Origin of the sequence: Rubrimonas sp., from assembly GCF_036788415.1 — a bacterium.
Lineage (GTDB): Bacteria > Pseudomonadota > Alphaproteobacteria > Rhodobacterales > Rhodobacteraceae > Rubrimonas.
The window spans coordinates 1-24,113 of sequence record NZ_DAIQNN010000049.1 but is presented as its reverse complement, the minus strand read 5'-3'; the positions used below and the strand labels follow the sequence as shown (position 1 = coordinate 24,113).

Annotated in this window: 19 protein-coding genes and 1 pseudogene; 8 read left to right on the top strand and 12 right to left on the bottom strand. The window is 71.3% G+C overall.

From position 1 onward, the window contains the following. The first annotated feature begins 391 nt into the window (after positions 1 to 391). Positions 392 to 1,252: a helix-turn-helix transcriptional regulator gene (locus tag V7Q31_RS11905; protein WP_333834076.1), complete on the top strand. Its 861-nt coding sequence runs from the start codon at positions 392 to 394 to the stop codon at positions 1,250 to 1,252. A gap of 120 nt (positions 1,253 to 1,372) precedes the next feature. Here V7Q31_RS11905 and V7Q31_RS11900 read toward each other — a convergent pair whose 3' ends face one another. Genes V7Q31_RS11900 through V7Q31_RS11870 form a run of 7 tightly spaced genes read right to left on the bottom strand, consistent with a single transcriptional unit; the run spans position 1,373 to position 7,319 of the window. Continuing rightward, the gene (locus V7Q31_RS11900) at positions 1,373 to 2,209 is read right to left on the bottom strand and encodes an ABC transporter ATP-binding protein (protein ID WP_333834075.1); all 837 of its coding nucleotides are present in this window, start codon (positions 2,207 to 2,209) and stop codon (positions 1,373 to 1,375) included. Positions 2,210 to 2,219: 10 nt separating this feature from the next. Continuing rightward, positions 2,220 to 3,239, bottom strand: coding sequence for a FecCD family ABC transporter permease (locus V7Q31_RS11895; RefSeq protein ID WP_333834074.1), 1,020 nt, complete (start codon positions 3,237 to 3,239; stop codon positions 2,220 to 2,222). Continuing rightward, the gene (locus tag V7Q31_RS11890; protein WP_333834073.1) at positions 3,212 to 4,249 is read right to left on the bottom strand and encodes an ABC transporter substrate-binding protein; all 1,038 of its coding nucleotides are present in this window, start codon (positions 4,247 to 4,249) and stop codon (positions 3,212 to 3,214) included. The genes V7Q31_RS11895 and V7Q31_RS11890 overlap by 28 nt, the downstream gene beginning before the upstream one ends. A gap of 5 nt (positions 4,250 to 4,254) precedes the next feature. Then, entirely contained in the window at positions 4,255 to 5,049 is a 795-nt protein-coding gene (locus V7Q31_RS11885; protein WP_333834072.1) for a molybdate ABC transporter substrate-binding protein, read from the bottom strand. Then, positions 5,046 to 5,867: a substrate-binding domain-containing protein gene (locus V7Q31_RS11880; protein WP_333834071.1), complete on the bottom strand. Its 822-nt coding sequence runs from the start codon at positions 5,865 to 5,867 to the stop codon at positions 5,046 to 5,048. Before V7Q31_RS11880 ends, V7Q31_RS11885 begins: the two co-directional genes overlap by 4 nt. Positions 5,868 to 5,890: 23 nt before the next feature. Continuing rightward, the gene (locus tag V7Q31_RS11875) at positions 5,891 to 6,619 is read right to left on the bottom strand and encodes an ATP-binding cassette domain-containing protein (protein WP_333834070.1); all 729 of its coding nucleotides are present in this window, start codon (positions 6,617 to 6,619) and stop codon (positions 5,891 to 5,893) included. Then, the gene (locus V7Q31_RS11870) at positions 6,612 to 7,319 is read right to left on the bottom strand and encodes an ABC transporter permease (RefSeq protein WP_333834078.1); all 708 of its coding nucleotides are present in this window, start codon (positions 7,317 to 7,319) and stop codon (positions 6,612 to 6,614) included. The genes V7Q31_RS11875 and V7Q31_RS11870 overlap by 8 nt, the downstream gene beginning before the upstream one ends. Before the next feature lie 460 nt (positions 7,320 to 7,779). Here V7Q31_RS11870 and V7Q31_RS11865 point away from each other — a divergent pair, with 460 nt between their 5' ends. After that, positions 7,780 to 8,631, top strand: a complete 852-nt coding sequence (locus tag V7Q31_RS11865) for a PhzF family phenazine biosynthesis protein (RefSeq protein ID WP_333834069.1) — start codon at positions 7,780 to 7,782, stop codon at positions 8,629 to 8,631. Positions 8,632 to 8,736: 105 nt separating this feature from the next. Here V7Q31_RS11865 and metH read toward each other — a convergent pair. Together metH and V7Q31_RS11855 are read right to left on the bottom strand one after the other, a co-directional pair. After that, positions 8,737 to 12,482 (bottom strand): annotated as a pseudogene (gene metH, locus V7Q31_RS11860) (methionine synthase). Between the two features lie 20 nt (positions 12,483 to 12,502). Then, positions 12,503 to 13,399 carry a methylenetetrahydrofolate reductase gene (locus tag V7Q31_RS11855; protein WP_333834068.1) on the bottom strand — a complete coding sequence of 299 codons (897 nt, stop codon included), beginning with the start codon at positions 13,397 to 13,399 and terminating at the stop codon, positions 12,503 to 12,505. Positions 13,400 to 13,609: 210 nt separating this feature from the next. On the opposite strand from V7Q31_RS11855, the gene V7Q31_RS11850 reads away from it, so the two are divergent. After that, positions 13,610 to 15,808, top strand: a complete 2,199-nt coding sequence (locus V7Q31_RS11850; protein ID WP_333834067.1) for a methyl-accepting chemotaxis protein — start codon at positions 13,610 to 13,612, stop codon at positions 15,806 to 15,808. Between the two features lie 51 nt (positions 15,809 to 15,859). Here the strand turns inward: V7Q31_RS11850 and V7Q31_RS11845 are convergent, their stop codons facing one another. Beyond that, a complete protein-coding gene (locus V7Q31_RS11845; protein WP_333834077.1) occupies positions 15,860 to 16,771 on the bottom strand; it encodes a hydrogen peroxide-inducible genes activator in 912 nt (303 codons plus the stop codon). Positions 16,772 to 16,906: 135 nt separating this feature from the next. On the opposite strand from V7Q31_RS11845, the gene katG reads away from it, so the two are divergent. Next, positions 16,907 to 19,081, top strand: coding sequence for a catalase/peroxidase HPI (katG, locus tag V7Q31_RS11840; protein ID WP_333834066.1), 2,175 nt, complete (start codon positions 16,907 to 16,909; stop codon positions 19,079 to 19,081). Between the two features lie 180 nt (positions 19,082 to 19,261). Here katG and V7Q31_RS11835 read toward each other — a convergent pair whose 3' ends face one another. After that, entirely contained in the window at positions 19,262 to 20,065 is an 804-nt protein-coding gene (locus tag V7Q31_RS11835; RefSeq protein WP_333834065.1) for an enoyl-CoA hydratase, read from the bottom strand. Positions 20,066 to 20,133: 68 nt separating this feature from the next. Here V7Q31_RS11835 and V7Q31_RS11830 point away from each other — a divergent pair, with 68 nt between their 5' ends. Next, entirely contained in the window at positions 20,134 to 20,577 is a 444-nt protein-coding gene (locus tag V7Q31_RS11830; RefSeq protein ID WP_333834064.1) for a PaaI family thioesterase, read from the top strand. A gap of 7 nt (positions 20,578 to 20,584) precedes the next feature. Here the strand turns inward: V7Q31_RS11830 and rnd are convergent, their stop codons facing one another. Beyond that, entirely contained in the window at positions 20,585 to 21,754 is a 1,170-nt protein-coding gene (gene rnd, locus V7Q31_RS11825; protein ID WP_333834063.1) for a ribonuclease D, read from the bottom strand. A gap of 124 nt (positions 21,755 to 21,878) precedes the next feature. Between rnd and V7Q31_RS11820 the strand changes: the two genes are divergently transcribed. From V7Q31_RS11820 to aspS, 3 genes are all read left to right on the top strand, one after another. Further along, positions 21,879 to 22,499, top strand: a complete 621-nt coding sequence (locus V7Q31_RS11820; RefSeq protein WP_333834062.1) for a ParA family protein — start codon at positions 21,879 to 21,881, stop codon at positions 22,497 to 22,499. Between the two features lie 163 nt (positions 22,500 to 22,662). Continuing rightward, on the top strand, positions 22,663 to 23,007 hold the full coding sequence (locus V7Q31_RS11815) for a phasin family protein (RefSeq protein ID WP_333834061.1): 345 nt from the start codon (positions 22,663 to 22,665) through the stop codon (positions 23,005 to 23,007). 104 nt (positions 23,008 to 23,111) lie between these two features. Next, the coding region (gene aspS / locus V7Q31_RS11810) for an aspartate--tRNA ligase (RefSeq protein WP_333834060.1) at positions 23,112 to 24,113 on the top strand (1,002 nt) is incomplete at its 3' end.

Genomic DNA, 24,113 nt, shown 5'->3' with positions numbered 1-24,113 from the left:
CTACGGCCGTCCGATTAACAGTCGGATGCTCTACCACTGAGCTACGCCGGAACAGCGACAGCCGTCTAACAAATGAGTCTGGCGAGGTCCAGAGCTAAGGTTGCGTCCGGATCACGTCCCGAGGCCTGGCCCAACTGAAGGTGGCCGAAGCGATCTTCGGTGGGGCCGGGATCGGCGTTCGCGGACGGTCCCGATGCGGGCGAGGCCGACGAAAGGATCGTCGCTGGCGCTGGCGACGTTCTCCAGAGGCGTGCGGCGGGCGCGCCGAACGGCCCACGCGCCTTTCCGCTGGGGAAGCATGGGGCCGTCGTGGCGGGCTGAACCACACGGATCGCACAAGGACGACAGCGCTCGGCTTTCCCGGAGCCGACGGCGCTGCTATTCATGTGGGATGGATGCCGTCCGCCCCGAGTATCTCACGACGCGCGAGGTCGCGGCGCTGCTGCGCGTCCGCGAGCGGAAAATCTACGAGATGGCGGCCGCGGGCGAAATTCCGTGCCGGCGGCTTACCGGCAAGCTGCTGTTCCCGCGCGCCGACATCGAGCGATGGCTCGGCGGCGGCGCGGGGCAGCCGGCGCGCGGCGGCGCGGCGATCCTCGCCGGCAGCCACGATCCGCTGCTCGACTGGGCGATCAGGGAGTCCGGCTCCGGGCTCGCCACGATGTTCGACGGCAGTCTCGACGGGCTCGACCTGCTCGCCGCCGGGGCCGCCTGCGCCGCCGGGCTGCATGTTCCCGACAGCGGCGGCTGGAACGTCGTCGCGGCGGCGGAGCGCCTCGGGGCCGGCGCGGCGCTGCTCGGCTGGGCGCGGCGTCGGCGCGGGCTCGTCCACCAGCGCGGCCAGGTCATCGGCGGGATCGCGGCGCTGCGCGGCCTGCGTCTCGCGCGACGACAGGAGACGGCCGGGGCCGCGCTCTGGCTCGACCGGACGCTGCGGGACGCGGGTCTGGCCGACGCGGTGCGCTGGACGGATGCGGTCGCCCGCACCGAGACCGAGGCGGCGGCCATGGTCGCGCAGGGCGAAGCCGACGCCGCCGCTGGGCTGGAGGCCTCCGCGCGGCCATTCGGGCTGGCGTTCTTCGCCGTCGAGGACGAGACCTTCGACCTCGCCGTGGATCGTCGGGCGTGGTTCGACCCGCCGCTGCAGCGCCTGTTCGCCTTCGCGCGCAGCGCGGCCTTCGCCGCCAAGGCCGGGTCGCTCGGCGGCTACGACATCGGCGAGCTCGGCGTGGTCCGCTGGAACGGTCCTTGACCCTCTCCGCCAGTCGTCGCATCGCGCGCGCGGGATCATCACGGGAGGCAAGTCAATGAAGCTGAGAGCGCGCAACCAGTTCAAGGGAACCGTCGTCGAGCTCAAGCCCGGCGCGGTCGCCTATGTCGTGATAAAGGCGTCCGAAGCGATGCTCGCCGCCGACTGACGCGCAGCCGGGCGGAGCGCGGGCGCGCAGACGATGCGCCCGCTCTCGGTCCGCTCGACGCTGACGCCCACGCCGTAGACGCGCGACAGGGCGGGGCCGGTCAGCACGGCTTCGGGCCGCCCCTGCGCGACGGGGCGACCGTCCTGCATCAGAAGAACGTCCGCCCCCAGCGCGAAGGCCTGATCGGGGTCGTGGGTCGAGAGGATCACGCCCCGGCCTTCGCCGGCGGCCGCGCGCGCGAGACCGGCGATCTCGGCCAGCACGGTCGCCTGATTGCCGAAATCGAGGCTGGCGGTCGGCTCGTCCATGACGATCAGCGGCGCCTCCTGCGCGAGCGCGCGGGCGATCAGGATCAGCTGGCGCTGTCCGCCGGACAGGCGCGAATAGTCGCGCTCGGCCAGATGCCCGATCCCGAGCCGCGCCAGCGCCCGCGCCGCCGCAGCGCGGTCCCCGGCGCCCGGCTGGGCGAAGGGGCCGAGCCGCGCGGTGCGCCCCATCAGCACGATCTCGGCGGCGGCGAAGGGAAAGGGCGGGGCGTGCTGCTGCGGGACATAGGCGACGCGGCGCGCGATCTCGGCGCGCGCGAGGCGGTCGAGCGGGTCGCCGTCGAGCGTCGCGGTCCCTCCCAGAGACGGGATCAGGCCCAGCAGCGTGCGGAACAGGGTGGTCTTGCCGCAGCCGTTCGGGCCGAGCAGGCACAGGATGTCGCCGGGGCCGACCGACAGCGACAGCCCCTCGCCGATCCGCACGCGCCCATGGCCGATGGCGAGATCGCGCGCCTCCAGCTTCATCGGAGGGGCCTCACGACCAGCCCCGCCGACCGCGCGCCAGCAGCCAGATGAAGAACGGCGCGCCCACCGCCGCCGTAAGGATTCCGAGCGGAACCTCCACCCGCGCGACGGTGCGCGCCAGCGTGTCCACCGCCAGCAGATAACCCGCCCCGAGCAGGCAGGAAGTGGGCAGCAGGCGCGAGAAGCCGGGCCCGACCAGCATCCGCGCGATGTGCGGGATCACGAGGCCGACCCAGCCGACCACCCCGGCGACGGCTACGACGCTGGCGGTGATCAGCGTCGCCGCGGCGACCACAGTCAGGCGCAGGCGACCGGCCTCGACGCCGAGCGCGCGCGCCTCCTCGTCGCCCAGCGACAGCACGTTGATGCGCCAGCGCAGCAGGATCAGCGGGACCAGCCCCAGCGCGACCGCGGGCAGGGCGGGGGCGACGTCGGCCTGCGTCACCGAGGCGAGCGAGCCGAGCAGCCAGAAGGTGATCGCCGGCAACTGGTCGTAGGGGTCGGCCAGCACCTTCAGCAGCGACGTGGCGGCCCCGGCCAGCGCGCCGACGACGACGCCGGTCAGCACCAGCGCCAGCGTGGGGTCGGCGTTGCGCACCGACCCCGCCACCAGACCCACCAGCGCCACGGCGCCGAGCCCGCCCGCGAAGGCGAAGAGCTGGATCGCCGCGACCGGCAGCGACAGGAAGATGCCGAGCACCGCGCCGAGGCCGGCCCCCGCCGAGACGCCGAGGATGTCGGGCGAGACCAGCGGATTGCGGAACAGCGCCTGATAGGCGGCGCCCGCCGCCGCCAGCGCCGCGCCGACGAGCAGGGCGGCGGCGACGCGGGGAACCCGCACCCCCCACACCACCGTGGCGGCGCGCGCGTCGCCCCAGCCGAACAGCGCCGCGAGCGCCTCGCCCAGCGACAGCGGATAGGCCCCGACGGTGAGCGCGGCGACCGCCATCGCGGCCACGCCCAGCGCGAGCGCCGCCGTCGTCGGCAGGGCGGGGGCGGCGGTCAGTTGGGCGGTCGTCCCGCGCTCCATTCGAGCAGCCTGTCCAGATCGTCCTCGGAAAGATCGACGTGATACCACAACCGGTAGAAGTCGCGCGCCTCGTCGCGCAACGCGCCCGGCCAGCGGTCGGGATAGAGCAGCCGCGCCATCCAGCGCAGCCCGATCATGCGGTTGAGCGAGGGCGGACGGTCGATCCAGCCGAAGGGCGCGGTCGGCGAGAGATGGACCCGCCCCTCCCGCACCGCCTTGATCCCCGCCCAGAGCGGATCGTCGAACACCTTCGCGTAGAAGGTCCGGTCCCAGGTCACGATGATGTCGGGATCGGACAGGATCACCTGCTCGATGGAGGCCTGCACCAGCCCGCCGGGCCGCCCGTCGCCCGGATCGGCGACGTTGCGCCCGCCCGCGCGCTCGATGATCTCGGTGTTGATCGAGCCGACCGTGCCGGTCTCCAGCCCGTCCGGCCCGCGCGCCAGATAGACGCGCGGGCGCGCCTCGAGCGGAACATCGGCGAGGATCGCGTCGATGGCGGCGAAGGTCGCCTCGGCGTCCGCCGCCAGCGCCGCGCCGCGCTCCGGAACGCCGAGCGCGGCGCCGACGAGCCGCAGCGCCTCGGGCGTCGCCTCGAAGCGGCCGTTGACGAGGATGTAGGGGATGCCGGTCTGCGCCTGCGTGCGCTCGGCGAGGTCGCGATAAGTGTCGCGCACCGAGCCGAAATCGACGATCAGGTCGGGGTCGATGGCGAGCACCCGCTCGAGGTTGGCCTCTCCGCCGCGCCCCGTCAGCCGCCCGGTCTCGGGCAGGTCGCGGAAGGGCTCGGCGATGTAGGGCCGCTCCTCGGGCCGCAGCGCCCGCGGCCAGCCGGTCAGCGCCTCGGGCTTCAGCGCGTAGACGAGGATCGAGGCGGGCGGGCCGGCGGCGAACACCGCGTCCACCCGGTCGGGGATCTCGACCACGCGGCCCGAACTGTCGGTGACCGTCCCCGCGAGCGCGGGGACGGCGAGAAGCCCGAAGGCCGCGATGAGGACAGCGCGGATCATGCGCGTCACTTGGCCGGAACTGCGGCGGCGTCGAACCCGTAGCGCGCCAGCACGGCCTGCCCGGCGGGCGAGAGGATGTGCATCGCGAGCCGCCATGCGGCCTCCGGCGCGCCCTTCATCACCGTCAGCCCGTAATCGGCGCCGACCGCAAGCTCGGCAGGGACGGCGACGATCCCGAGCGCGGAATTGTCCGCATCCGCAGCCACGGCGTTGGTGCAGTAGGTCAGGAACAGGTCGGCCTGACCGCTGTCCACCACCCAAGCGTAGAGGTTGCGGCCCTCGGGCGCCTTGGCGCTGTCGGGCCCGCCGGTGAGCTGCATCGACTTCGCCTCGAGCGCCGCCTGCGCGCCCGCCTGCACGGCCTCGGCCTTGGCGAACAGCTCGAAGGCGTAGTCGCCCGACGGGTCGGCCTTGGGCGTGGAGGCGCCGAGCTTGACCTCCGGCGAGAGCATCGCCGCCAGCAGGCCCGCGCTGTCGGTCATGCCCTCGCGCGCGGTCAGCGCGCAGAGCCGGTTGCGCGTGAACAGCGCCACCGGTCCGGCCTCGCCCGCCTCGGCCAGCCGCGCCGGATGGCCCATATTCGCCGAAGCGAAGACATGCGCCCCCTCGCCGCCCTCGATGCGCTCGCGCAGCAGCCCCGAAGGCCCGAAGGCCGTGACGACCTCCACGCCTTCGGCCTGCGCGAATTCGGCCGCAACCTCCGACAGCGCCGCCCGCAGCGACCCCGCCGCGTGAAGCAGCGCCGTCTCGGCCGCGGCGGGCGCGGCCGAGAGTGCGAGAACCAGAGCGGCGCGGATCATCCGCCCACCTTCTCGGCCGTCGCGGAGGGGAAGAACTGCTGGTCGCCGCCGATGGCGAAGCTCGCGATGGCGGCCTGGCCTTCGGGGCCCACCAGCCAGTCGATGAACGCCTGCCCGAGCTCCGCCTTCACGCTGGGGCACTTCTCGGGGCTGATCAGCATGACGCCATAGGGGTTGAACAGCACCGGGTCGCCCTCGACGACCACCTTGAAGTCGCCCTTGTCGCCATAGGAGGACCAGGTCGCGCGGTCGGTCAGCGCATAGGCGCCCATGCCGACGGCGACGTTGATCGTCGCGCCCATGCCCGAGCCCGTCTCGCGATACCAGCCGCCCGAAGCGGCGGCCACGTCCACGCCGGCCTTCTTCCACAGGTTCAGCTCGGCGGTGTGGGTGCCGCTGTCGTCGCCGCGGCTGGCGAAGGGCGCGCCGGCGGCGGCGATCTTCGCGAGCGCTCCGGCGGCGTCGGTCGAGCCCGCGACGCCCGCGGGGTCGGCGCCCGGGCCGATGACGACGAAGTCGTTGTACATCACGTCGTAGCGGCGCGACGCGTAGCCGTCGGCCACGAACTTGTCCTCGCGGGCGCGGGCGTGCACCAGCAGCACGTCGCCGTCGCAGTTCATCGCGTTGTTGATCGCCTGACCCGTGCCCACGGCGACGACGCGGACTTCCGCGCCGGTCTTCTCGGCGAACATCGGCAGGATGTGGTCGAACAGCCCCGAATTCTGGGTCGAGGTGGTCGATTGCACGAGGATGAAGTCCTGCGCTGCGACCGGGCTGGCGAGCAGCGCGGCCGCAAGGAAAGCGTGGATCGGTTTCATGGAAGTCCTCCCGTTTGGAACAGTCAGAGCAGCAGGCGGCCGGCCAGATAGGCCTGGGCCTGCGGCGATTGCGGCGCCGTCAGCAGGCGCTCGGCCGGCGCGTCCTCGACGACGCGCCCGGCATGGATGAACACGGCCCGGTCGGCGATCCGCCGCGCCTGGCCCGCGTCATGCGTCACGATCAGGATGGTGGTCCCCTGATCGGCGATCCGCCGCGCCAGCGCCTCGATGGCGGCGGTGGCGGCGGGGTCGAGGCTCGCGGTCGGCTCGTCGAGCAGCAGCAGACGCGGCTCGGCCGCGAGCGCGCGCGCCAGCGCCAGCCGCTGCGCCTCGCCGCCCGAGAGCGCGCGCGCGGGGCGGTCGGCGAGCCGCTCGAGCCCCGCCATCGCCAGCAGCGCGTCGCGCCGCGCCGCCCGGTCGCGCCGGCCCACGCCCGCCACCGCCAGAGCGTGATCGACATTCGCCGCCGCCGAGCGCCGCAGCAGCACCGGTTTCTGGAACACCAGCGCGACCGCGCCTTTCGCCGGCGCTGCGTTCTCGCCCCAAGCGACGCGCCCCGCATCCGGCGCGATCAGCCCGGCGATCATACGCAGCGTCAGGCTCTTGCCCGCCCCGTTCGGCCCCATCAGCGCCGTGATCCCGCCGGGCGCGAGCGCCAAGTCCAGCCCGTCGAGCAGCGCCCGCCCGCCGCGCGCGAAGCGCACGCCCTGCAGGCTCACCGGCCACATATCGGGCGCGCTCCCGTCAAGCATGGCCCACCCGTTCCGCCTGCGCCCGCACGCCCATCACCGCTGCGTTGATCGCGAAGGAGATCGCGAGCAGCACGATCCCGAGCCCCAGCGCCAGCGCCAGATCGCCCTTCGACGTCTCCAGCGCGATGGCCGTGGTCATCACACGGGTCACATGGGCGATGTTGCCGCCCACGATCATCACCGCGCCCACTTCCGCCGAGGCGCGCCCGAAGCCCGCCAGCGCCGCCGTCACGAGGCTGAACCGCGCGTCCCACAGCAACGTGCCGACCGTGTCGGCCCGGCTCGCGCCGAGCGAGCGCAGATATTCGTCGTATTCGGCGTTGAGGTCCGCCACCGCCTGCCGCGTCAGCGCCGCGACGATGGGGGTCACGAGGATGGTCTGCGCGACGATCATCGCCGTCGGCGTGTAGAGCAGCCCAAGCGGCCCGAGCGGCCCGCTGCGCGACAGCATCAGATAGACCATCAGCCCGACGACCACCGGCGGCAGGCCCATCAGCGCGTTGACCGCCACAGTCGCCGCGCCACGCCCCGGAAAGCGCGCGACCGCCAGCGCCGCTCCCAGCGGCATCCCGATCGCGCACGAGATCAGGACGGCGGACAGCGTGACCGACAGCGACAGACCGACGATCCCGAGGAACTCCGGATCGCCCGAGGCGATCAGCGCCAGCGCCGTCGCGAAGGCCGAAGCCCCATCGTCCATATGCATCCTCGCGTCATTGCTGTCGGAAAGCTGCCCCATGAGCTGTTTCATGTCGAGTCCGGAGGAAACGCATCGTTAAGGACAGGTTGGGCCGGCTTCGCGAAAGCTGGGCCCCGCTGTCGACTTTCGACATGGAAGCACATTGTTGCGAAGTCGCCGCAGCCCGCGCTCGCGGCGGTTGCGGTGGGCGGCCTCGCGCCTTGGCCGGTCCTCGCAGGTTTGGACGCCGAGGAGGGCCGAAAGCCTTCGCGGCGCAGCGCGCGATCGAAGTCATGAGGTCGGGATCGACGCGGCGGCCCATGGCCGAGGTCTCCGTACATCAGCCGGAGCGCGTCGGAGGGAGCGCCGGCGCCGGCCCTTTCGGAGTCGGACGACATGCGGCAGAGCGAAGGCGACTGCGCGATCCCGGTGAACGCCGCTTGGGAATCGCCTGAGGTCCCAACCCGAAAGGACCACGACCATGGCGGACTGCGCCGAGATCGAAATCCTGCGCCTTGCGGCTTTTTCCGATGGCGCCGTCGGCGGAAACCCGGCGGGCGTGGTGATCGGAAAGACGCTGCCCTCCGCAGCCGAGATGCAGCGCATCGCCACGTTGGTCGGCTATTCCGAAACCGTCTTCGCCGCACCCGAGGGCGACGCCTGGCGCGTGCGCTATTTCTCGCCCGTGGACGAGGTCGCCTTCTGCGGCCACGCCACGATCGCGCTCGGCAGCGTTCTGGCCGAGCGCGCGGGGGGCGGCGTATTTCCTCTGATCCTGAATACGGGTCGCATCGAGGTCGAGGGCCGCCGCGAGGCGGGACGCGCCGGCGCGACCCTGACGTCGCCGCCGACGCGCAGCGCCGCCGCTGATCCGGCGCTCGTCGGGGCGGCGCTGGAGTTGTTCGGGCTCGCGCCCGACGAACTCGACCCCGCCCTGCCGCCGGCGCTGGCCCATGCCGGAAACGATCACCTCATCCTCGCTCTGCGAGACCGGGCGACCCTGTCGCAGATGACCTACGACCTCGCGACTGGCGCTCGCCTGATGCGGCGCGACGGTCTGACCACGATCGACCTCCTTTGGATCGAAACGCCGCGGAAATTCCACAGCCGCAACGCCTTCGCCGTGGGCGGCGTCCTCGAAGATCCCGCCACCGGCGCCGCCGCGGCGGCGCTGGGCGGCCGCCTGCGCGACATCGCCTGGCGGCATGGCGGCGCCATCGACATCGTTCAGGGGGAAGACATGGGCGCGAGGTCGCTGCTTCGGGCCGAGATAGGCGAGGCGGTCGGCGAAGGCGTCCGCGTGTCCGGCGCGACCCGGGTCATCGCCGCGTAATCCCGCGTGCGTCCTTCCAGACCGCCCCCGGACGGCGACGCGGTCGCGTCCGGAAGCAGGCGGGATTTCTCCGACGACGTTTTCCGCGCGCTGCTCAGCGCCTGTTCAGGCGGTGAGCAGCGCGCGTTCCGGCGTCTGCGCGGCAGGCTCATAGGCGAGATTCGGAGCGAGCCATTTCTCGATCTCGGCGACCGGCGCGCCCTTGCGCGCGGCGTAATCCTCGATCTGGTCGCGTCCGATTCGCCCCACCCCGAAATAGGCGGCGCCGGGATGGCTGAAATAGAAGCCCGACACCGACGACGCAGGCCACATCGCGAAGCTCTCGGTGAGCGACAGGCCGGTGCGCGCCTCCGCCTCGAGCAGGTCGAACAGCGTGCGCTTCTCGGTGTGGTCGGGGCAGGCCGGATAGCCGGGCGCGGGGCGGATGCCGCGATAGCGCTCCTCGATCAGCGCGGCGTTGTCGAGCGCCTCGTCGGGCGCGTAGCCCCAGAACTCGCGGCGCACCCGCTCGTGCATCCGCTCGGCGAAGGCTTCGGCGAGGCGGTCGGCCAGCGCCGCGACCATAATGGAGTTATAGTCGTCGCCGGCGGCCTTGAAGGCTTCGGCGCGCGCGTGGGCCTCGGCTCCGATGGTGACGGCGAAGCCGCCGACCCAGTCGGGCGTCCCCTTTGGCGCGACGAAATCCGACAGCGCGTAGTTGGCGCGGTCCTTCGACTTGGCGCCCTGCTGGCGCAGCATCCGCAGCCGGGCGCGGACGGCGCGGCGGGCTTCGTCGGCGAAGACGAGCACGTCGTCGCCCTCGGCGTTGGCGGGCCACAGGCCGATCACGCCGCGCGGCGCGAACCAACGCTCCGCCTCGATGCGGTCGAGCATCGCGTTGGCGGCGTCGAACAGCTCGCGCGCCGCGGCCCCGCGGGCGGGGTCGTCGAAGATGGCGGGGTATGAGCCCTTCATCTCCCAAGTCCAGAAGAAGGGCGTCCAGTCGATGTAGGGGCGGAGTTCGGCGACCGGATAATCGGCGAAGTCGCGCAGGCCGGTGAAGGCGGGCTTCGGCGGCGCGTAAGTCGCCCAGCCGCCGTCGAAGGCGTTGGCGCGGGCCTGCGCGAGCGGCACGGTCGCCCGCGCCTCGCCGCCGCGCGACGCCTCGACCATCTTGCGTTGATCCTCGGCGACGCCGCGCAGGAAGCCCTCGCGCTGGGTGGGCGAAAGAAGTTGCGAGACCACGCCGACCGCCTTGGAGGCGTCGTCGACATGCGCCACGCCATGGGCGTAGGCCGGCGCGATCTTGAGCGCGGTGTGCTTCTTGGAGGTGGTGGCGCCGCCGATCAGCAGCGGCAGCGTCATGCCCCGGCGGGTCATCTCGGTGGCGACTTCCACCATGCGGTCGAGCGAAGGGGTGATCAGGCCGGACAGGCCGATCACGTCGACCTTCTCGCGGACCGCCGCATCCAGAATGTCCTCGGTCGGAACCATGACGCCGAGATCGACCACGTCGTAATTGTTGCACTGCAAGACGACGCCGACGATGTTCTTGCCGATGTCGTGCACGTCGCCCTTCACCGTCGCCATCAGGATCCTGCCCTTGGCCGACTTGTCGCCGGCGGCCTTCTTCTCGGCCTCCATGAAGGGGATGAGATGGCCGACCGCCGTCTTCATCACGCGGGCCGACTTCACGACTTGCGGCAGGAACATCTTGCCGGCGCCGAACAGGTCGCCGACGGTGTTCATCCCGTCCATCAGCGGCCCTTCGATCACGTCGAGCGGGCGGGCTGACTGGAGGCGCGCCTCCTCGGCGTCCTCCACGGCGAAATCGGCGATGCCGTGCACGAGCGCGTGGCGCAGGCGCTCGGCCACCGGGGCCTCGCGCCATTTGGGGTCTTCCTTGGCCTTGGCCTCGCCCTTGCCGCGATACTGGTCCGCGATGGCCACGAGCCGCTCGGTCGATCCGGCGCGGCGGTTGAGCAGCACGTCCTCGACGGCCTCGCGCAGCGCCTCGGGGATGTCGTCATAGACGGTGATCTGGCCGGCGTTGACGATCCCCATGTCCATCCCGGCGCGGATGGCGTGGTAGAGGAACGCCGAATGCATCGCCTCGCGCACGGGGTCGTTGCCGCGGAAGCTGAAGGAGATGTTCGACACGCCGCCCGAGACGTGGACGTCGGGCATCGCCGCCTTGATCATCCGCGTCGCCTCGATGAAGGCGCGGCCGTAATCGTCATGCTCCTCGATGCCGGTGGCGACGGCGAAGATGTTGGGATCGAAGATGATGTCCCACGGGTCGAAGCCGGCCACGTCCACCAGCAGGTCGTAGCTGCGCTTGCAGATGGCGAATTTGCGCTCGGCTGTGTCGGCCTGCCCCTGCTCGTCGAAGGCCATCACGACCACGGCGGCGCCGTAGCGGCGGATCGCGCGGGCCTGTTCGAGAAACGGCGCCTCGCCTTCCTTGAGGCTGATGGAGTTCACCACCGCCTTGCCCTGCACGCATTTCAGGCCGGCCTCGATCACCTCCCACTTCGAGCTGTCGATCATCACCGGCACGCGGGAGATGTCGGGCTCGGCGGCCATCAGGTTGAGGAAGGTGCGCATGGCGTGGACGCTGTCGAGCAGGCCCTCGTCCATGTTCACGTCGATGATCTGGGCGCCCGCCTCGACCTGCTGACGCGCGACTTCCAGAGCGGCGAGGTAGTCGCCCGCCATGATCAGCTTCTTGAAGCGCGCGGACCCCGTGACGTTGGTGCGCTCGCCGACATTGACGAAGGAGCCGATCATGCCGCGTCCTCCGTCTCCGCCGGCGCGGTGGCCGCCTCGAACATCTCCAGCCCCGACAGGCGCAGGCCCCGGTGGCGCGCGGGGATCGGGCGCGGCTTCGCGCCTTTCGCAGCGTCCGCGATGGCGCGGATGTGGGCGGGCGTGGTCCCGCAGCAGCCGCCGAGGATGTTCACGAGCCCCGACCGCGCCCATTCGCCGAGATGGCCCGCCGTCTGGTCGGGCGTCTCGTCATAGCCGCCCATCTCGTTGGGCAGGCCGGCGTTGGGGTAGGCGCTGATCCGGCAATCGGCGACCTGCGCCAGCGCGCGGACATGCTGGCGCATCTCCTCCGCCCCGAGCGCGCAGTTGAGCCCGACCGAGAAGGGCCTTGCGTGCGAGACGGAGGTCCAGAACGCCTCGGGCGTCTGGCCGGTGAGCGTTCGGCCCGAGCGGTCGGTGATGGTGCCCGAGATCATCACTGGCGGCACGTCGATCGCTGCGTCGCGCAAGCTTTCGACGGCGTAGATCGCCGCCTTGCAGTTTAGCGTGTCGAACACCGTCTCGATCAGCAGGATGTCCGCCCCGCCGTCGATCAGCCCGCGCGCGGCCTCGCCATAGGCTTCGGCCAGCGCGTCGAAGTCGATGTTGCGAAAGCCCGGATCGTTGACGTCGGGGCTGATCGAGGCCGTGCGGTTCGTCGGCCCGATGGCGCCGGCCACCCAGCGGGGCCGCTCCGGCGTCTCGAACTCGTCGGCGACGCGCCGGGCGAGCTTCGCCGCCTCGACGTTGAGCTCGTAGGCGATGTCCTCGAGCCGATAGTCCGCCTGGCTGATCCGGGTCGCGCTGAAGGTGTTGGTCTCTAGGATGTCGGCCCCGGCCTCCAGAAAGGCGCGGTGGATGTCGGCGATCATCTTCGGCGCGGTCAGCGTGAGAAGTTCGTTGTCGCCGCCCACGTCGACCGGGTGGTCGCGGAAGCGGTCGCCACGATAGGTCGCCTCGGTCGGCTTGCGCGCCTGAATCATCGTGCCCATCGCGCCGTCGAGGATGAGGATGCGCTGTTCTGCCGCCGCGGACAGCGCGGCGCGTCGGTCTTGCGGGGTCATGGTCGCCTCCTTCGTCGCGCTCAGGCCGCCTCGGCCGCGGCGCGCTCGCGCAGGCCCAGCGCGCGGCAGATCGCGCGCGTCAGGGGCGCGCTGTTGAGCGTGTAGAAATGCTGTTCGGTCAGGCCCTCGGCGGCGAGGCGGCGGCTCTGCTCGACGGCGACCGAGGCGGCGACCATCGCGCGCACGTCGGGCGTCTCGTCGAGCCCGTCGAACATCTCGCGCAGCCAGTCCGGCACGCCGGCGCCGCAGCGCTCGGAAAACCGCGCCATGCCCTTGAAGTTCGAGATCGGCATGATGCCCGGGCAGATCGTCCCCTCGATCCCGGCGGCGCGCGCGCGGTCCACGAAGCGCAGCACCGTATCGGTGTCGAAGCAGTATTGCGTTATCGCGCGCGCGGCGCCCGCGTCGAACTTGCGCTTGAGCGCGTCGAGATCGCTCTGCGCGCTTTCGGCCTGCGGATGGACCTCGGGATAGGCGCTCACCGACAGGTCGAAATCGGCGACCTTGAGCAGGCCATCGACGAGATCGGCGGCGAAGGCGTAGCCGTCCGGGCGCGGGACATAGGGCGCGCCGTCGGGCGGGTCGCCGCGCAGGGCGACGATGCGGCGAATCCCCGACCCCCACAGTTCGCGCGCCATGTCGTCGATCTCGGCGCGGTCGGCGCCCACGCAGGTCAGGTGGTGCGCGACGGGGCGACCGGTGCGCGCGCGCACCCGATCGACGCAGGCGCGCGTGCGGTCGCGCGTCGAGCCGCCGGCCCCGTAAGTTACGGAAAAATAAGCAGGATCGAACGCGTTGAGCGCATCGACCGCAGCGTCGAAGGCCGGCAGGCCCGCATCGGATTTCGGCGGAAACAGCTCGAAGGAGATTTCGGGCGCGGGGGCCTGCAGCGCGGGCCGGGCGGATCGATGGAACATGTGACCTCATTGCTGCTGCGACGCAGCGCGATTTTAATACGGGTTTCTAGCACATCGCGCGGGGAAATCAGCCCTCGCCGCGCAGATGCGGCCGGCGCCGAACGCTGCGACGGAAGTCCAAGCGCCGCGTTGACGGTTTGGCTACGCCTCTGACCTACCCACAAGATCGCCATGTGAAACCGATTTCGGGGGACCGAGATGTCGCTCAGAATGAAAATTCTCGCAGCAATCCTCGCTGCGGCCGTCGCTGCGGCCCTCGCCGTGGGCGCGCCCCTTTATCTCGGCGCCGAGCGGCTGGTGTCGCAAGCCGCCGAATCCGAGCTCGACGCCTATTCCGGCAAGCTCGAGGACGCGCTGCGCGCCGAAGTCGACCGCGGGCTCGCGCTGGCGGCGCAGACGGCGGCCCAGCCCTGGATCGGAGCGGCGATGCGCGACGGCGACCGCGCCGTCATCGCGCGCGAGATGGGGCCCGGATTTCCCGAGATGAAGGCCGAGCACGGCGTGGTGCAGGTGCAGTTCCACCTCCCGCCCGCCACATCGTTCCTGCGGCTGCACAGCCTCGAAGAATTCGGCGACGACCTGTCCTCCTTCCGCGCCACCGTGGTGACGGCCAACCGGGAGAAGCGCGCCGTGTCCGGGCTCGAGCGCGGGCGCGGCGGGCTCGGCGTGCGCGCGGTCGTCCCGGTCGAGGCCGAAGGCGTCCATGTCGGGACGGTCGAATTCGGCATGAGCTTCGGCGCGCCCTTCTTCGAGAACCTCGCGCGCGCCGCGACGGCGGAGGCCGAATTCTACTTGTTCCCCGCCGACAACGTCGCGACCTTCGACGCCTCCGACGCCGAGCAGTCGCGCATGGCGTCCACCATTTCCGCGCCGCCGCTGCTCGACGCGACGACGCTTGCGCGGGTGCGGTCCGGCGAGACGGTCGCAGGACGCTTCGACGTCGGCGGGCGCGCGATGATGGGCCGGGTCGAACCGATCCGCGACTACGCCGGCAACGTCTCCGGCGCGGCGCACCTGCTGACCTCGCTCGAGGGCTTCGCCGCGACCTCGGCCGAGGTGCGGCGCGCGGCGCTGATCGGCGCGGGCCTCGCCTTCGCGGCGGCGCTGGCGATGGGGCTGATGTTCAGCCACTGGATCGGGACGCGTCTCGCCGCGCTCGGCGCGCGGATGGGCGGGGTCGCCGCAGGCGATCTCGACGCGCCCATCGAAGGGGCGGACCGTTCGGACGAGATCGGCGGGATGGCCAAGGCGCTCGAGGTCTTCCGCGCCAACGCCGCCGAAGTCGCGGCTCTCAAATTCGAGCAGGAGCGGATGGAGGAAGGCGCGCGCGCGGCGCGGGCCCAGATGCTGCGCCAGCTCGGCCAGCAGATTGGCGCGGTGGTCGAGGCGGCGGCGGCGGGCGATCTGAGCCGCCGCGTCGCCTGCGATTTCGACGAACCCGACCTCAACGCGCTGGGCGGGGCGGTCAACGCGCTCGCCGACACGGTCGCGGGCGCCATCGGGGCGGTGCGGACGGTGCTGTCGGCGCTCGCTTCGGGCGATTTGAGTCAGCGCATGAACGGGACGCATCGCGGCGAGTTCGCCGCCCTGCAGACCGACGTCAACGCGACCGCCGAGGCGCTCACCACCCTGCTCGGCGGCATCTCAGGGGCCGTCGCCGCGCTGACCGGCACAGCCGACGCGATGGCGCGCGAGGCGCACGATCTCGCCGACCGCGCGAGTTCGCAGGCCGCGTCGCTGGAGCAGACCTCGGCGACGATGGAGCAGATGTCGGCGACCGTGTCCTCCAACGCCCAGAGCGCCGAGCAGGCCTCGGGCGGCGCGAGGAGCGTGGCGCAGGCGTCGGACCGCAGCCGGAGCGCCATCGAAGGGGCGGTCGCGCAGATGCGCGACATCGCCCAGAGCGCCGAACGCATCGCCTCGATCACCGACGCCATCGAATCGATCGCGATGCAGACGAACCTGCTTGCGCTCAACGCCGCAGTCGAGGCGGCGCGGGCGGGCGAGGCCGGCAAGGGCTTCGCAGTGGTCGCCTCGGAGGTTCGCGCGCTGGCGCGGCGGGCCTCGGAGGCGGCGGCGGAGATCAACACGCTGACCGGCGAGAGCCGCGACAACGTCGCCAAGGGCGTTGCGAGCGTCGAGGGCGCGCGCACGACGCTGACGGAGATGGCCGACCAGATCGGCGATCTGGAGCGGCTGATCGGCGAGATTTCGAGCGCCAGCCGCGAGCAGGCGCTGGGGGTGGGCGAAATCTCCTCGACGATCTCGGGCCTCGACCAGATGACGCAGGAGAACGCGCGCATCGCCGACCAGACCGAAGGCGTGGTCAAGGCGCTGCAACAGGAGGTCGCGCGCCTTCAGGCGCTGTCTGCGAACTTCTCGGCGTCGCGGGGCCGCAAGGCGGCCTGACGACCCGCGCGACCCGAGGGGATGCGAGGCGGGCGGCGCGCCGCCCGCCCTTCAGCCCGACCCTCCCGCGCGCTGCGCCAGCGCCGCGCCGCGCACCACATCGGCGATCGCCCGCAGCGGCTCGGCGAGCAGGCTGCCGCGCCGCCACACCATGCCGATCCTGCGCGCGGGCGGCGGCGGGCCGAAGCGGGCGAGCGACACCCGGGCCGAGCGGGTCTCCACCGCCACCGCCATCTCTGGGATGAGCGTCACGCCGATCCCGGCGCCGACCATCTGCACCAGCGTCGAGAGCGAGCTTCCCTCCATCAGCGCGCGCGGCGCCGACGGCGCGCGCTGGCAGAAGGCCAGCGCCTGATCGCGGAAGCAGTGCCCTTCCTCCAGCAGCAGGAGTCTCATCGTCTGCAGCGCGCTGGGGCTTGGGACCGGGCGGCCTTCGTCCTCGCGCGGCCGGACGAGGACGAACTCCTCCTCGAAGAGCGGCGCTTCCTCGAGCGCGGGCTCGGAGACGGGAAGGGCGACGACCGCCGCATCCAGTCGCGACTCGAGCAGGCCTTCGATCAGCTTCTGCGTGACCGCCTCGCGCGGCGCGAGCTCGAGCGCGGGGTGCGCGCGCGCGAGCGCGCGAATGATCGCCGGGGCGAGATAAGGCGCCACGGTCGGAATGATCCCGAGGCGCAGCAGCCCGTCGAACGGGTCGCGGGCGACGCGCGCGAGATCGGCCAGATCGTCCACATCTCGGAGGATGGCGCGCGCGCGGGCGGCGACGTCCTCGCCGAGCGCGGTCAGTCGCAGCGCGCGCGGCCCGCGCTCCACCAGCGGCGCGCCGAGGATCTCCTCGAACTCCTTGACCTGCAGCGACAAGGCCGGCTGGGAGATCGCGCAGGAGGCCGCCGCCCGTCCGAAATGACGGTTCTGGGCGAGCGCCTCGAAATAGCGAAGATGGCGGAGGGTGACGGCATTCATAAGCACTGCATATCAATCCGATAAAGAAATGCAACTTTATCTTATGGCTCCCCTCTGTCACAACCGCCGGTAAGCGCAGGCAGCGGGATTCGCCGCGTGGCACGCGCGCAACATTCGCCGCAAGGGGAGAGCGACATGGACGGAAACGATCTCGCAGCCGGGAAATGCCCGGTTCTGCATGGCGGCCTGACCGCGGCTGGCCGCTCGGTGATGGAGTGGTGGCCGAACGCGCTGAACCTCGACATCCTCGATCAGCACGACCGCAAGACCAACCCGATGGGCGAGGCGTTCAGCTATCGCGAGGCGCTGAAGACGCTCGACGTCGCGGCGCTGAAGAAGGATCTCGCCGACCTGATGACCGAAAGCCAGGAGTGGTGGCCGGCGGATTGGGGTCATTACGGCGGTCTGATGATCCGCATGGCCTGGCACGCGGCGGGCTCCTACCGCATCGCCGACGGTCGCGGCGGCGCCGGCACCGGCAACCAGCGCTTCGCGCCGCTGAACTCGTGGCCCGACAACGTCAACCTCGACAAGGCGCGCCGTCTGCTCTGGCCGATCAAGAAGAAGTACGGCAATTCCGTCAGCTGGGCCGACCTGATCATCCTCGCCGGCAACGTCGCCTATGAGACCATGGGGCTGAAGACCTTCGGCTTCGCCTTCGGCCGCGAGGACATCTGGCGCCCCGAGAAGGACGTCTACTGGGGCTCCGAGAAGGAGTGGCTGGCGCCGTCCGACAGCCGCTACGAGAGCCTCGAGGACCCCTCCACCATGGAGAACCCGCTCGCCGCGGTGCAGATGGGCCTCATCTACGTCAATCCCGAAGGCGTGAACGGCCAGCCCGACCCGCTGAAGACCGCGCTGCAGGTCCGCGAGACCTTCGCGCGCATGGCCATGAACGACGAGGAGACCGTCGCGCTGACCGCCGGCGGCCACACGGTCGGCAAGTGCCACGGCAATGGCGACGCGGGCCTGCTCGGGGCCGATCCCGAGGCGGCGGGCGTCGAGGAGCAGGGCCTCGGCTGGATCAACCACACGAGCCGCGGCGTCGGGCGCAACACCGTCACCAGCGGCATCGAGGGCGCGTGGACGACCCACCCGACCAAGTGGGACAACGGCTATTTCTATCTGTTGCTGAACTACGAGTGGGAGCTGAAGAAGTCCCCCGCCGGCGCCTGGCAGTGGGAGCCCATCGACATCAAGGAAGAGGACAAGCCGGTCGACGTGGAGGATCCGTCGATCCGCTACAATCCGATCATGACCGACGCCGACATGGCGATGAAGATGGACCCGATCTACCGGGAGATCTCGGAGCGGTTCTACAAGAACCCCGCCCTGCTCGACGACGCCTTCGCCCGCGCCTGGTTCAAGCTGACCCATCGCGACATGGGGCCGAAAGTCCGCTATGTCGGCCCGGAAGTCCCGAAGGAAGATCTGATCTGGCAGGACCCGATCCCCGCCGGCCCGACGGGCTACGACGTGGCGGCGGCGAAGGCGAAGATCGCGGCCTCTGGCCTTTCGGTCGCCGAGATGGTCGCCACCGCTTGGGACAGCGCCCGCACTTTCCGCGGCTCGGACATGCGCGGCGGCGCCAACGGCGCGCGCATCCGTCTGGCCCCGCAGAAGGATTGGGAGGGCAACGAGCCGGCGCGTCTGGCGAAGGCTCTGGCCGCGCTCGAGCCGATCGCGCAGGAGATCGGCGCGAGCGTCGCGGACATGATCGTGCTCGCCGGCAATGTCGGCGTCGAGAAGGCCGCCAAGGCGGCGGGCTTCGACATCGAGGTTCCCTTCGCGCCGGGCCGCGGCGACGCGACGCCGGAGATGACCGACGGCCCCTCCTTCGCGCCGCTCGAGCCGATCCATGACGGCTTCCGCAACTGGGTGAAGAAGGACTACGTGGTCAGCCCCGAAGAACTGATGCTCGACCGGGCGCAGCTGATGGGCCTGACGGCGCCGGAGATGACCTGCCTCGTCGGCGGCCTGCGTGCGATCGGCGCGAACTACGACGGGTCGAAGCACGGCGTGTTCACCGACCGCGAAGGGGCGCTGACGACCGACTTCTTCGTCACCCTCACCGACATGGGCTATTCCTGGGTTCCGACCGGCGGGAACACCTACGAGCTGCGCGACCGCAAGACCGGCGCGGCGGAGTGGACGGCGACGCGGGTCGATCTGGTGTTCGGGTCGAACTCGGTGCTGCGGGCCTATGCGGAGGTCTATGCGCAGGACGACGCGGCGGAGAAGTTCGCCCGCGATTTCGTGGCCGCCTGGACCAAGGTGATGAACGCCGACCGCTTCGACCTCGCGGCCTGAGCCGCGGGGACGCAGGGAGGCTGGGCGGGTCCGGGTCGGCCCGCCCGCCCGCCTCCGGCGCTCCTGAGCCGATAGGAGTTCAAACACCGGCGCCGGGCGAAAGTCCGGCGCCGTTCGCGTCTAAAGTGCGCCGACGCGCGCGCGGCGCGCGGCGTCAGGCCATCGCCGCGGCGCCTGTCGTCAGCTCCAGTCGGGCCGCCGCTTCTCCAGAAACGCCGCGACGCCTTCGGCGGTGTCGCGGTGCAGCATGTTCTCCGCCATCACGCGCCCGGTATGGGCGTAGGCCGCGTCGAGGCTCATCTCGGCCTGTTCGTAGAACGCCCGCTTGCCGATGCGGACGGCGGAGGCGAGCTTGCCCGCCACCGTCTCCGCCAGCGCCCGCGTCTCCTGCGCGAGGTCCTCCGGCGCCGCCACCCGGTTGACCAGACCGAGCCGCTCCGCCCGCTCCGCGTCTATGAAGCCGCCGGTGGTCAGCATCTCGAAGGCGTGCTTGGCGGGGATGTTGCGGGTCAGCGCGACCATCGGCGTCGAGCAGAACAGCCCGATATTCACCCCGTTCACCCCGAATTTCGCCTCGCGCGAGGCCACCGCCATGTCGCAGGAGGCGACCAGCTGGCAGCCCGCCGCCGTCGCCAGCGCGTGCACCTCGGCGATCACCGGCTGCGGCAGGCGCGTGATGCTCGTCATCATCCGCGCGCATTGCGCGAAGAGGCTTGTGAAGTAAGCCCGCCCCCGGTCCGGCGCCGCCCGCGCGCGCTCCATCTCGCGCAGATCGTGGCCGGCGCAGAAGGCCCGCCCGGCGCTGCGGATCACCACCACTTTCGTCGCCGCGTCGACCGCCAGCGCGTCGAACTCCGCCTGCAGCGCCGCGAGCAGCGCCTCCGACAGCGCGTTGAGCTGCGCCGGCCGGTTCAGCGTCAGCGTCGCGACCCCGCCCGCATCCTCGCGCAAGAGCGCCGGCGCCTCGCCCGTTCCGTCGGCCATGACTCGCCCTCCCTCGCGTTCTCCGCTAGAGCGCCATCCTACCCGCCCCGCCGCCCGAGGAAAGGCCGATGGAGCCGAAACTGACCGCCGCCGAACTCGCCGAGTTCCTACACGAGGTGTTCCCGCAAGTGCGCGGCGATTTTCTGGTCGAGGATGTCGGGCCGATGCGCGCGCGGCTGCGCATGCCCGTCGCCGAGCGGCACCTGCGCCCCGGCGGCACCGTGTCGGGACCCGCGATGTTCGCGCTCGCGGACTGCGCCTACTATGTCGCGACGCTCGCGATGATCGGGCGCGAGGCGCTGACCGTCACGACGTCGATGACCGTCAACTTCCTCGCCAAACCGCCCGCAGCCGACCTCGTCTGCGAGGCGCGCGTGCTCCGGCTCGGCCGCGTTCTGTCGGTCGGCGAGGCGACGATCTGGTCGGACGGGAGGCGCGACGGGCCGGTGGCGCATGCGGCGGTGACCTACGCCATTCCGCCGGCGCGCGAGACGCGGCGGGCCGGCGGCTAGTAGGTCGTCACTCGACCGGGGTCGGCACCACGCGCACGCCCTGCCGCGTCGCCGTCAGCGCGATCTCGCCGCGCTTGAGGCGCAGCGCGTCCGCGCCGAACACGTCGCGCCGCCAGCCCGCCAGAACCGGCAGATCGGGCTCGTCCTCGGAGGCGAGCCGCTCCAGATCGGCGGAGGAGGCGATCAGCTTCTGCGCGACGCCGGCGTCGTCGGCCCGCGCGCGCAGCAGCACCTTGAGAAGCTCCACCAGCCCCGCCGCGCCGGGTTTGGGCTCGGCGCGCTCCTCGGCGACCGGGCGAAGCGCCTCGGGTATCGCCTCGGCCTCGCGCAGCGCGGCGAGGATCGCCTCGGCGACGTCGCCCTTGCGACCCTCGCGCTGCAACAGCCGCAGCCGCCCCATCTCCTCGGCGGTGCGCGGACGGCTCGAGCAGATCTCGAGCAGGGCGTCGTCCTTCAGCAGGCGGCTGCGCGGCACGTCGCGCGCCTGCGCCTCCCGCTCTCGCCACGCCGCGAGCGTCTGGACGCAGGCGAGGAAGCGACGGTCGGTCGAGCGCGTCTTGACCCGCATCCACGCCTCGTCGGGCGCGCAGAGATAGGTGCGGGGGTCGGTCAGCACCGCCATCTCCTCAGCCACCCAGTCGCCCCGCCCGGTTTCGGCCAGCCGCGACGAGAGCTTCTCGTAGATGGCGCGCAGATGCGTCACGTCGCCCAGCGCATAGGCGAGCTGCTTGTCCGAGAGCGGGCGGCGCGCCCAGTCGGTGAAGCGCGAGCTCTTGTCGAGCCCGGCGCGTGCGATCTTGCGCACAAGGGTCTCGTAGCCGACCTGATCGCCATAGCCGCAGACCATCGCCGCGACCTGCGTGTCGAAGAGCGGCGCCGGTACCGCGCCGCCGAGATGGTGGAAGATCTCCACATCCTGACGCGCCGCATGGAACACTTTGAGGACGCCCTCGTCGGCCATCAGGGCGAAGAGCGGCGACAGGTCGAGCCCTTCGGCCAGCGGGTCGATCGCGGCGGCGGCCTCGGCGTCGTCGCCGGGATGGGCGAGTTGCACGAGGCAAAGCTGCGGCCAGTAGGTCCGCTCGCGCATGAATTCGGTGTCGACGGCGACGAAGGGGTGACGGGCGCAGGCGGCGCAGAAGGCCGCGAGCTCGTCCTGCGTGGTGATCAGTCTCATGGCGAAGTGTCATATCCTCCGGCTGCGCCGCTGTCCCGCCGATTGTGCGCGCGGCACTTGCCCAGATTGGTGAACGCCCGCTAGCGTGGCGCGCGCGCGACGGATGAGAGGCGGAGGTGTCTGCATGCGCTCGGTTCTGGTCGCCAACGCCAAGGGCGGCGTCGGCAAGACGACCACGGCCACGACGCTGGCCGGCGCGTTCGCAGCCCAGGGGGCGCGCGTCGCGCTGGCGGACGCCGACCGCCAGCGCTCCAGCCTGCGTTGGCTGTCGCTGCGCCCGGCCGGCGAGGCGGCGATCGAGACGCTGGACTGGTCGCGCGCAAGCGAGATCGGCGAAGCTCCGAAGGGGCTCGACTGGCTGGTGATCGACGCGCCTGGCTCGCTCAAGGGCGCCCGCGCCGAGACCCTCGCCGCGGAGGCCGATCTGATCGTCACGCCGTTGGCCCCTTCCCCCATAGACTTGCGGGCGACTCTGAAGTTCCTGTCGCAACTCGACGAGATAAAACGCATCCGCAAGGGAAAGGCCGTCGTCCACCTCACCGTGATGCGCGCCCGGAAAGGCCGCGCGCTCGACGCGCTGGAGGCGGCGTTGGCCGAGGCGGGGCGCGCGCCGGTCGCCCGGATCGCCGACCGCGCGGCCTATGTCGACCTCGCTGGCCGCGGCCTCGGCGCTTTCGACCGCGCGACCCGCGCCCATGCGGCGTTGCGCGCGGAATGGGCGCCGCTGCTCGCCAAGCTGGCCTGACGGCGCTGTCACAGAAGGCGAACGGAAATTTCATCCCGCGAAGTTGACGCGCATCATTGCGTCGGCGCCGCCCGATCCCCATCCTCTGTCGTGGTTAACGGCGCGCGTTATGGCGACGTCCCGAACGCCGCCTCGCCCGCGCCCCGCGATCAGGGAGGCTCCGATGAGCACGCAGACCGAGACCCGCCCACCCTTCGACATGATGACCGAGGCCGGGCAGAAGGCCTTCGCCAGCGCGACTCACGTCAACGCCCGCGCGATGTGCGGCGTGCTGGCGATGCAGAAGCACATGCTCGACTTCGTCTCGCGGCGCATCGAACGCGACCTCGCCGCCGCCGAGGCGCTGGCCAAGGCCGCCGACGCGCCCGAGATCGCCGCCGTGACGCAGGAATTCTGCACGCAGGCGATGTCCGACTACGCCGACGAAAGCGCCGAGTTCATGCGCCGCGCCACGGCGATGGCCGGCGAGACGTTCGCGGCGACGGTTCCGCGCGACGGCGCCGCCTGAGCCGCAAGCGCGGCGGGCGCGGCGGGCGCGGCCCCGCCGCGCTTGCGAGCCGCCCCGGAAGGCTTTAAGCCGCGCGGGCCTTTCGCCGCGCACCGGGGATCATCATGCACGCCTATCGCAGCCACACCTGCGGCGACCTCCGCGCCGCCCATGTCGGCCAGACCGTCCGGCTCTCGGGCTGGGTCCACCGCGTGCGCGACCATGGCGGCGTGCTGTTCGTCGATCTGCGCGACCATTACGGCATGACCCAGATCGTCGCCGACCCCGACAGCCCCGCTTTCGCCGAGGTCGAGAAGATCCGCGCCGAATGGGTGGTGCGCATCGACGGGCTGGTGAAGGCGCGCGACGCGTCGCTCGTCAACGACAAGCTCGCCACCGGCGAGATCGAGCTCTACGCCACCGCGCTCGAGGTGCTCGGGGCCGCCGAGGAGCTGCCACTGCCGGTGTTCGGAGAGCCGGATTATCCGGAGGAGACAAGGCTCAAATACCGTTTCCTCGACCTGCGCCGCGAGACGTTGCACCGCACCATTATGATGCGCAGCGCCGTGATCGCCTCGCTCCGCCGCCGCATGACCGAGCAGGGCTTCACCGAGTTCCAGACCCCGATCCTCACCGCCTCCAGCCCCGAGGGCGCGCGCGACTTCCTCGTGCCGAGCCGCCTGCATCCGGGCAAGTTCTACGCGCTTCCGCAGGCGCCGCAGCAATTCAAGCAGCTCTGCATGGTCGCGGGCTTCGACCGGTATTTCCAGATCGCGCCGTGTTTTCGCGACGAGGACCCCCGCGCCGACCGCAGCCCCGGCGAATTCTACCAGCTCGACATCGAGATGAGCTTCGTCGAACAGGAGGACGTGTTCCAGGCCATCGAGCCGGTGATGCGCGGCGTGTTCGAGGAGTTCGGCGGCGGCAAGCCCGTGACGCAGGTCTTCCCGCGCATCCCCTACGCCGAGGCGCTGCTGAAATACGGCTCCGACAAGCCGGACTTGCGCAACCCCATAGAGATGCAGGTCGTCTCCGAGCATTTCCGCGGCTCGGGCTTCAAGATCTTCGCGCAGATCGTCGAGAAACCGGGCTGCGAGGTCCGCGCCATCCCCGCGCCGGGCGGCGGC

Coding starts and splice junctions, on each gene's coding strand:
- V7Q31_RS11875 (WP_333834070.1), bottom strand. CDS start 6,619: ATGCTTGACGGGAGCGCGCCCGATATGTGGCCGGTGAGCCTGCAGGGC.
- katG (WP_333834066.1), top strand. CDS start 16,907: ATGGACGGAAACGATCTCGCAGCCGGGAAATGCCCGGTTCTGCATGGC.
- V7Q31_RS11815 (WP_333834061.1), top strand. CDS start 22,663: ATGAGCACGCAGACCGAGACCCGCCCACCCTTCGACATGATGACCGAG.
- V7Q31_RS11830 (WP_333834064.1), top strand. CDS start 20,134: ATGGAGCCGAAACTGACCGCCGCCGAACTCGCCGAGTTCCTACACGAG.
- V7Q31_RS11890 (WP_333834073.1), bottom strand. CDS start 4,249: ATGATCCGCGCTGTCCTCATCGCGGCCTTCGGGCTTCTCGCCGTCCCC.
- V7Q31_RS11865 (WP_333834069.1), top strand. CDS start 7,780: ATGGCGGACTGCGCCGAGATCGAAATCCTGCGCCTTGCGGCTTTTTCC.
- V7Q31_RS11895 (WP_333834074.1), bottom strand. CDS start 3,239: ATGGAGCGCGGGACGACCGCCCAACTGACCGCCGCCCCCGCCCTGCCG.
- V7Q31_RS11880 (WP_333834071.1), bottom strand. CDS start 5,867: ATGAAACCGATCCACGCTTTCCTTGCGGCCGCGCTGCTCGCCAGCCCG.
- V7Q31_RS11870 (WP_333834078.1), bottom strand. CDS start 7,319: ATGGACGATGGGGCTTCGGCCTTCGCGACGGCGCTGGCGCTGATCGCC.
- V7Q31_RS11900 (WP_333834075.1), bottom strand. CDS start 2,209: ATGAAGCTGGAGGCGCGCGATCTCGCCATCGGCCATGGGCGCGTGCGG.
- V7Q31_RS11905 (WP_333834076.1), top strand. CDS start 392: ATGGATGCCGTCCGCCCCGAGTATCTCACGACGCGCGAGGTCGCGGCG.
- V7Q31_RS11885 (WP_333834072.1), bottom strand. CDS start 5,049: ATGATCCGCGCCGCTCTGGTTCTCGCACTCTCGGCCGCGCCCGCCGCG.
- V7Q31_RS11820 (WP_333834062.1), top strand. CDS start 21,879: ATGCGCTCGGTTCTGGTCGCCAACGCCAAGGGCGGCGTCGGCAAGACG.
- V7Q31_RS11835 (WP_333834065.1), bottom strand. CDS start 20,065: ATGGCCGACGGAACGGGCGAGGCGCCGGCGCTCTTGCGCGAGGATGCG.
- V7Q31_RS11845 (WP_333834077.1), bottom strand. CDS start 16,771: ATGAATGCCGTCACCCTCCGCCATCTTCGCTATTTCGAGGCGCTCGCC.
- V7Q31_RS11855 (WP_333834068.1), bottom strand. CDS start 13,399: ATGTTCCATCGATCCGCCCGGCCCGCGCTGCAGGCCCCCGCGCCCGAA.
- rnd (WP_333834063.1), bottom strand. CDS start 21,754: ATGAGACTGATCACCACGCAGGACGAGCTCGCGGCCTTCTGCGCCGCC.
- V7Q31_RS11850 (WP_333834067.1), top strand. CDS start 13,610: ATGAAAATTCTCGCAGCAATCCTCGCTGCGGCCGTCGCTGCGGCCCTC.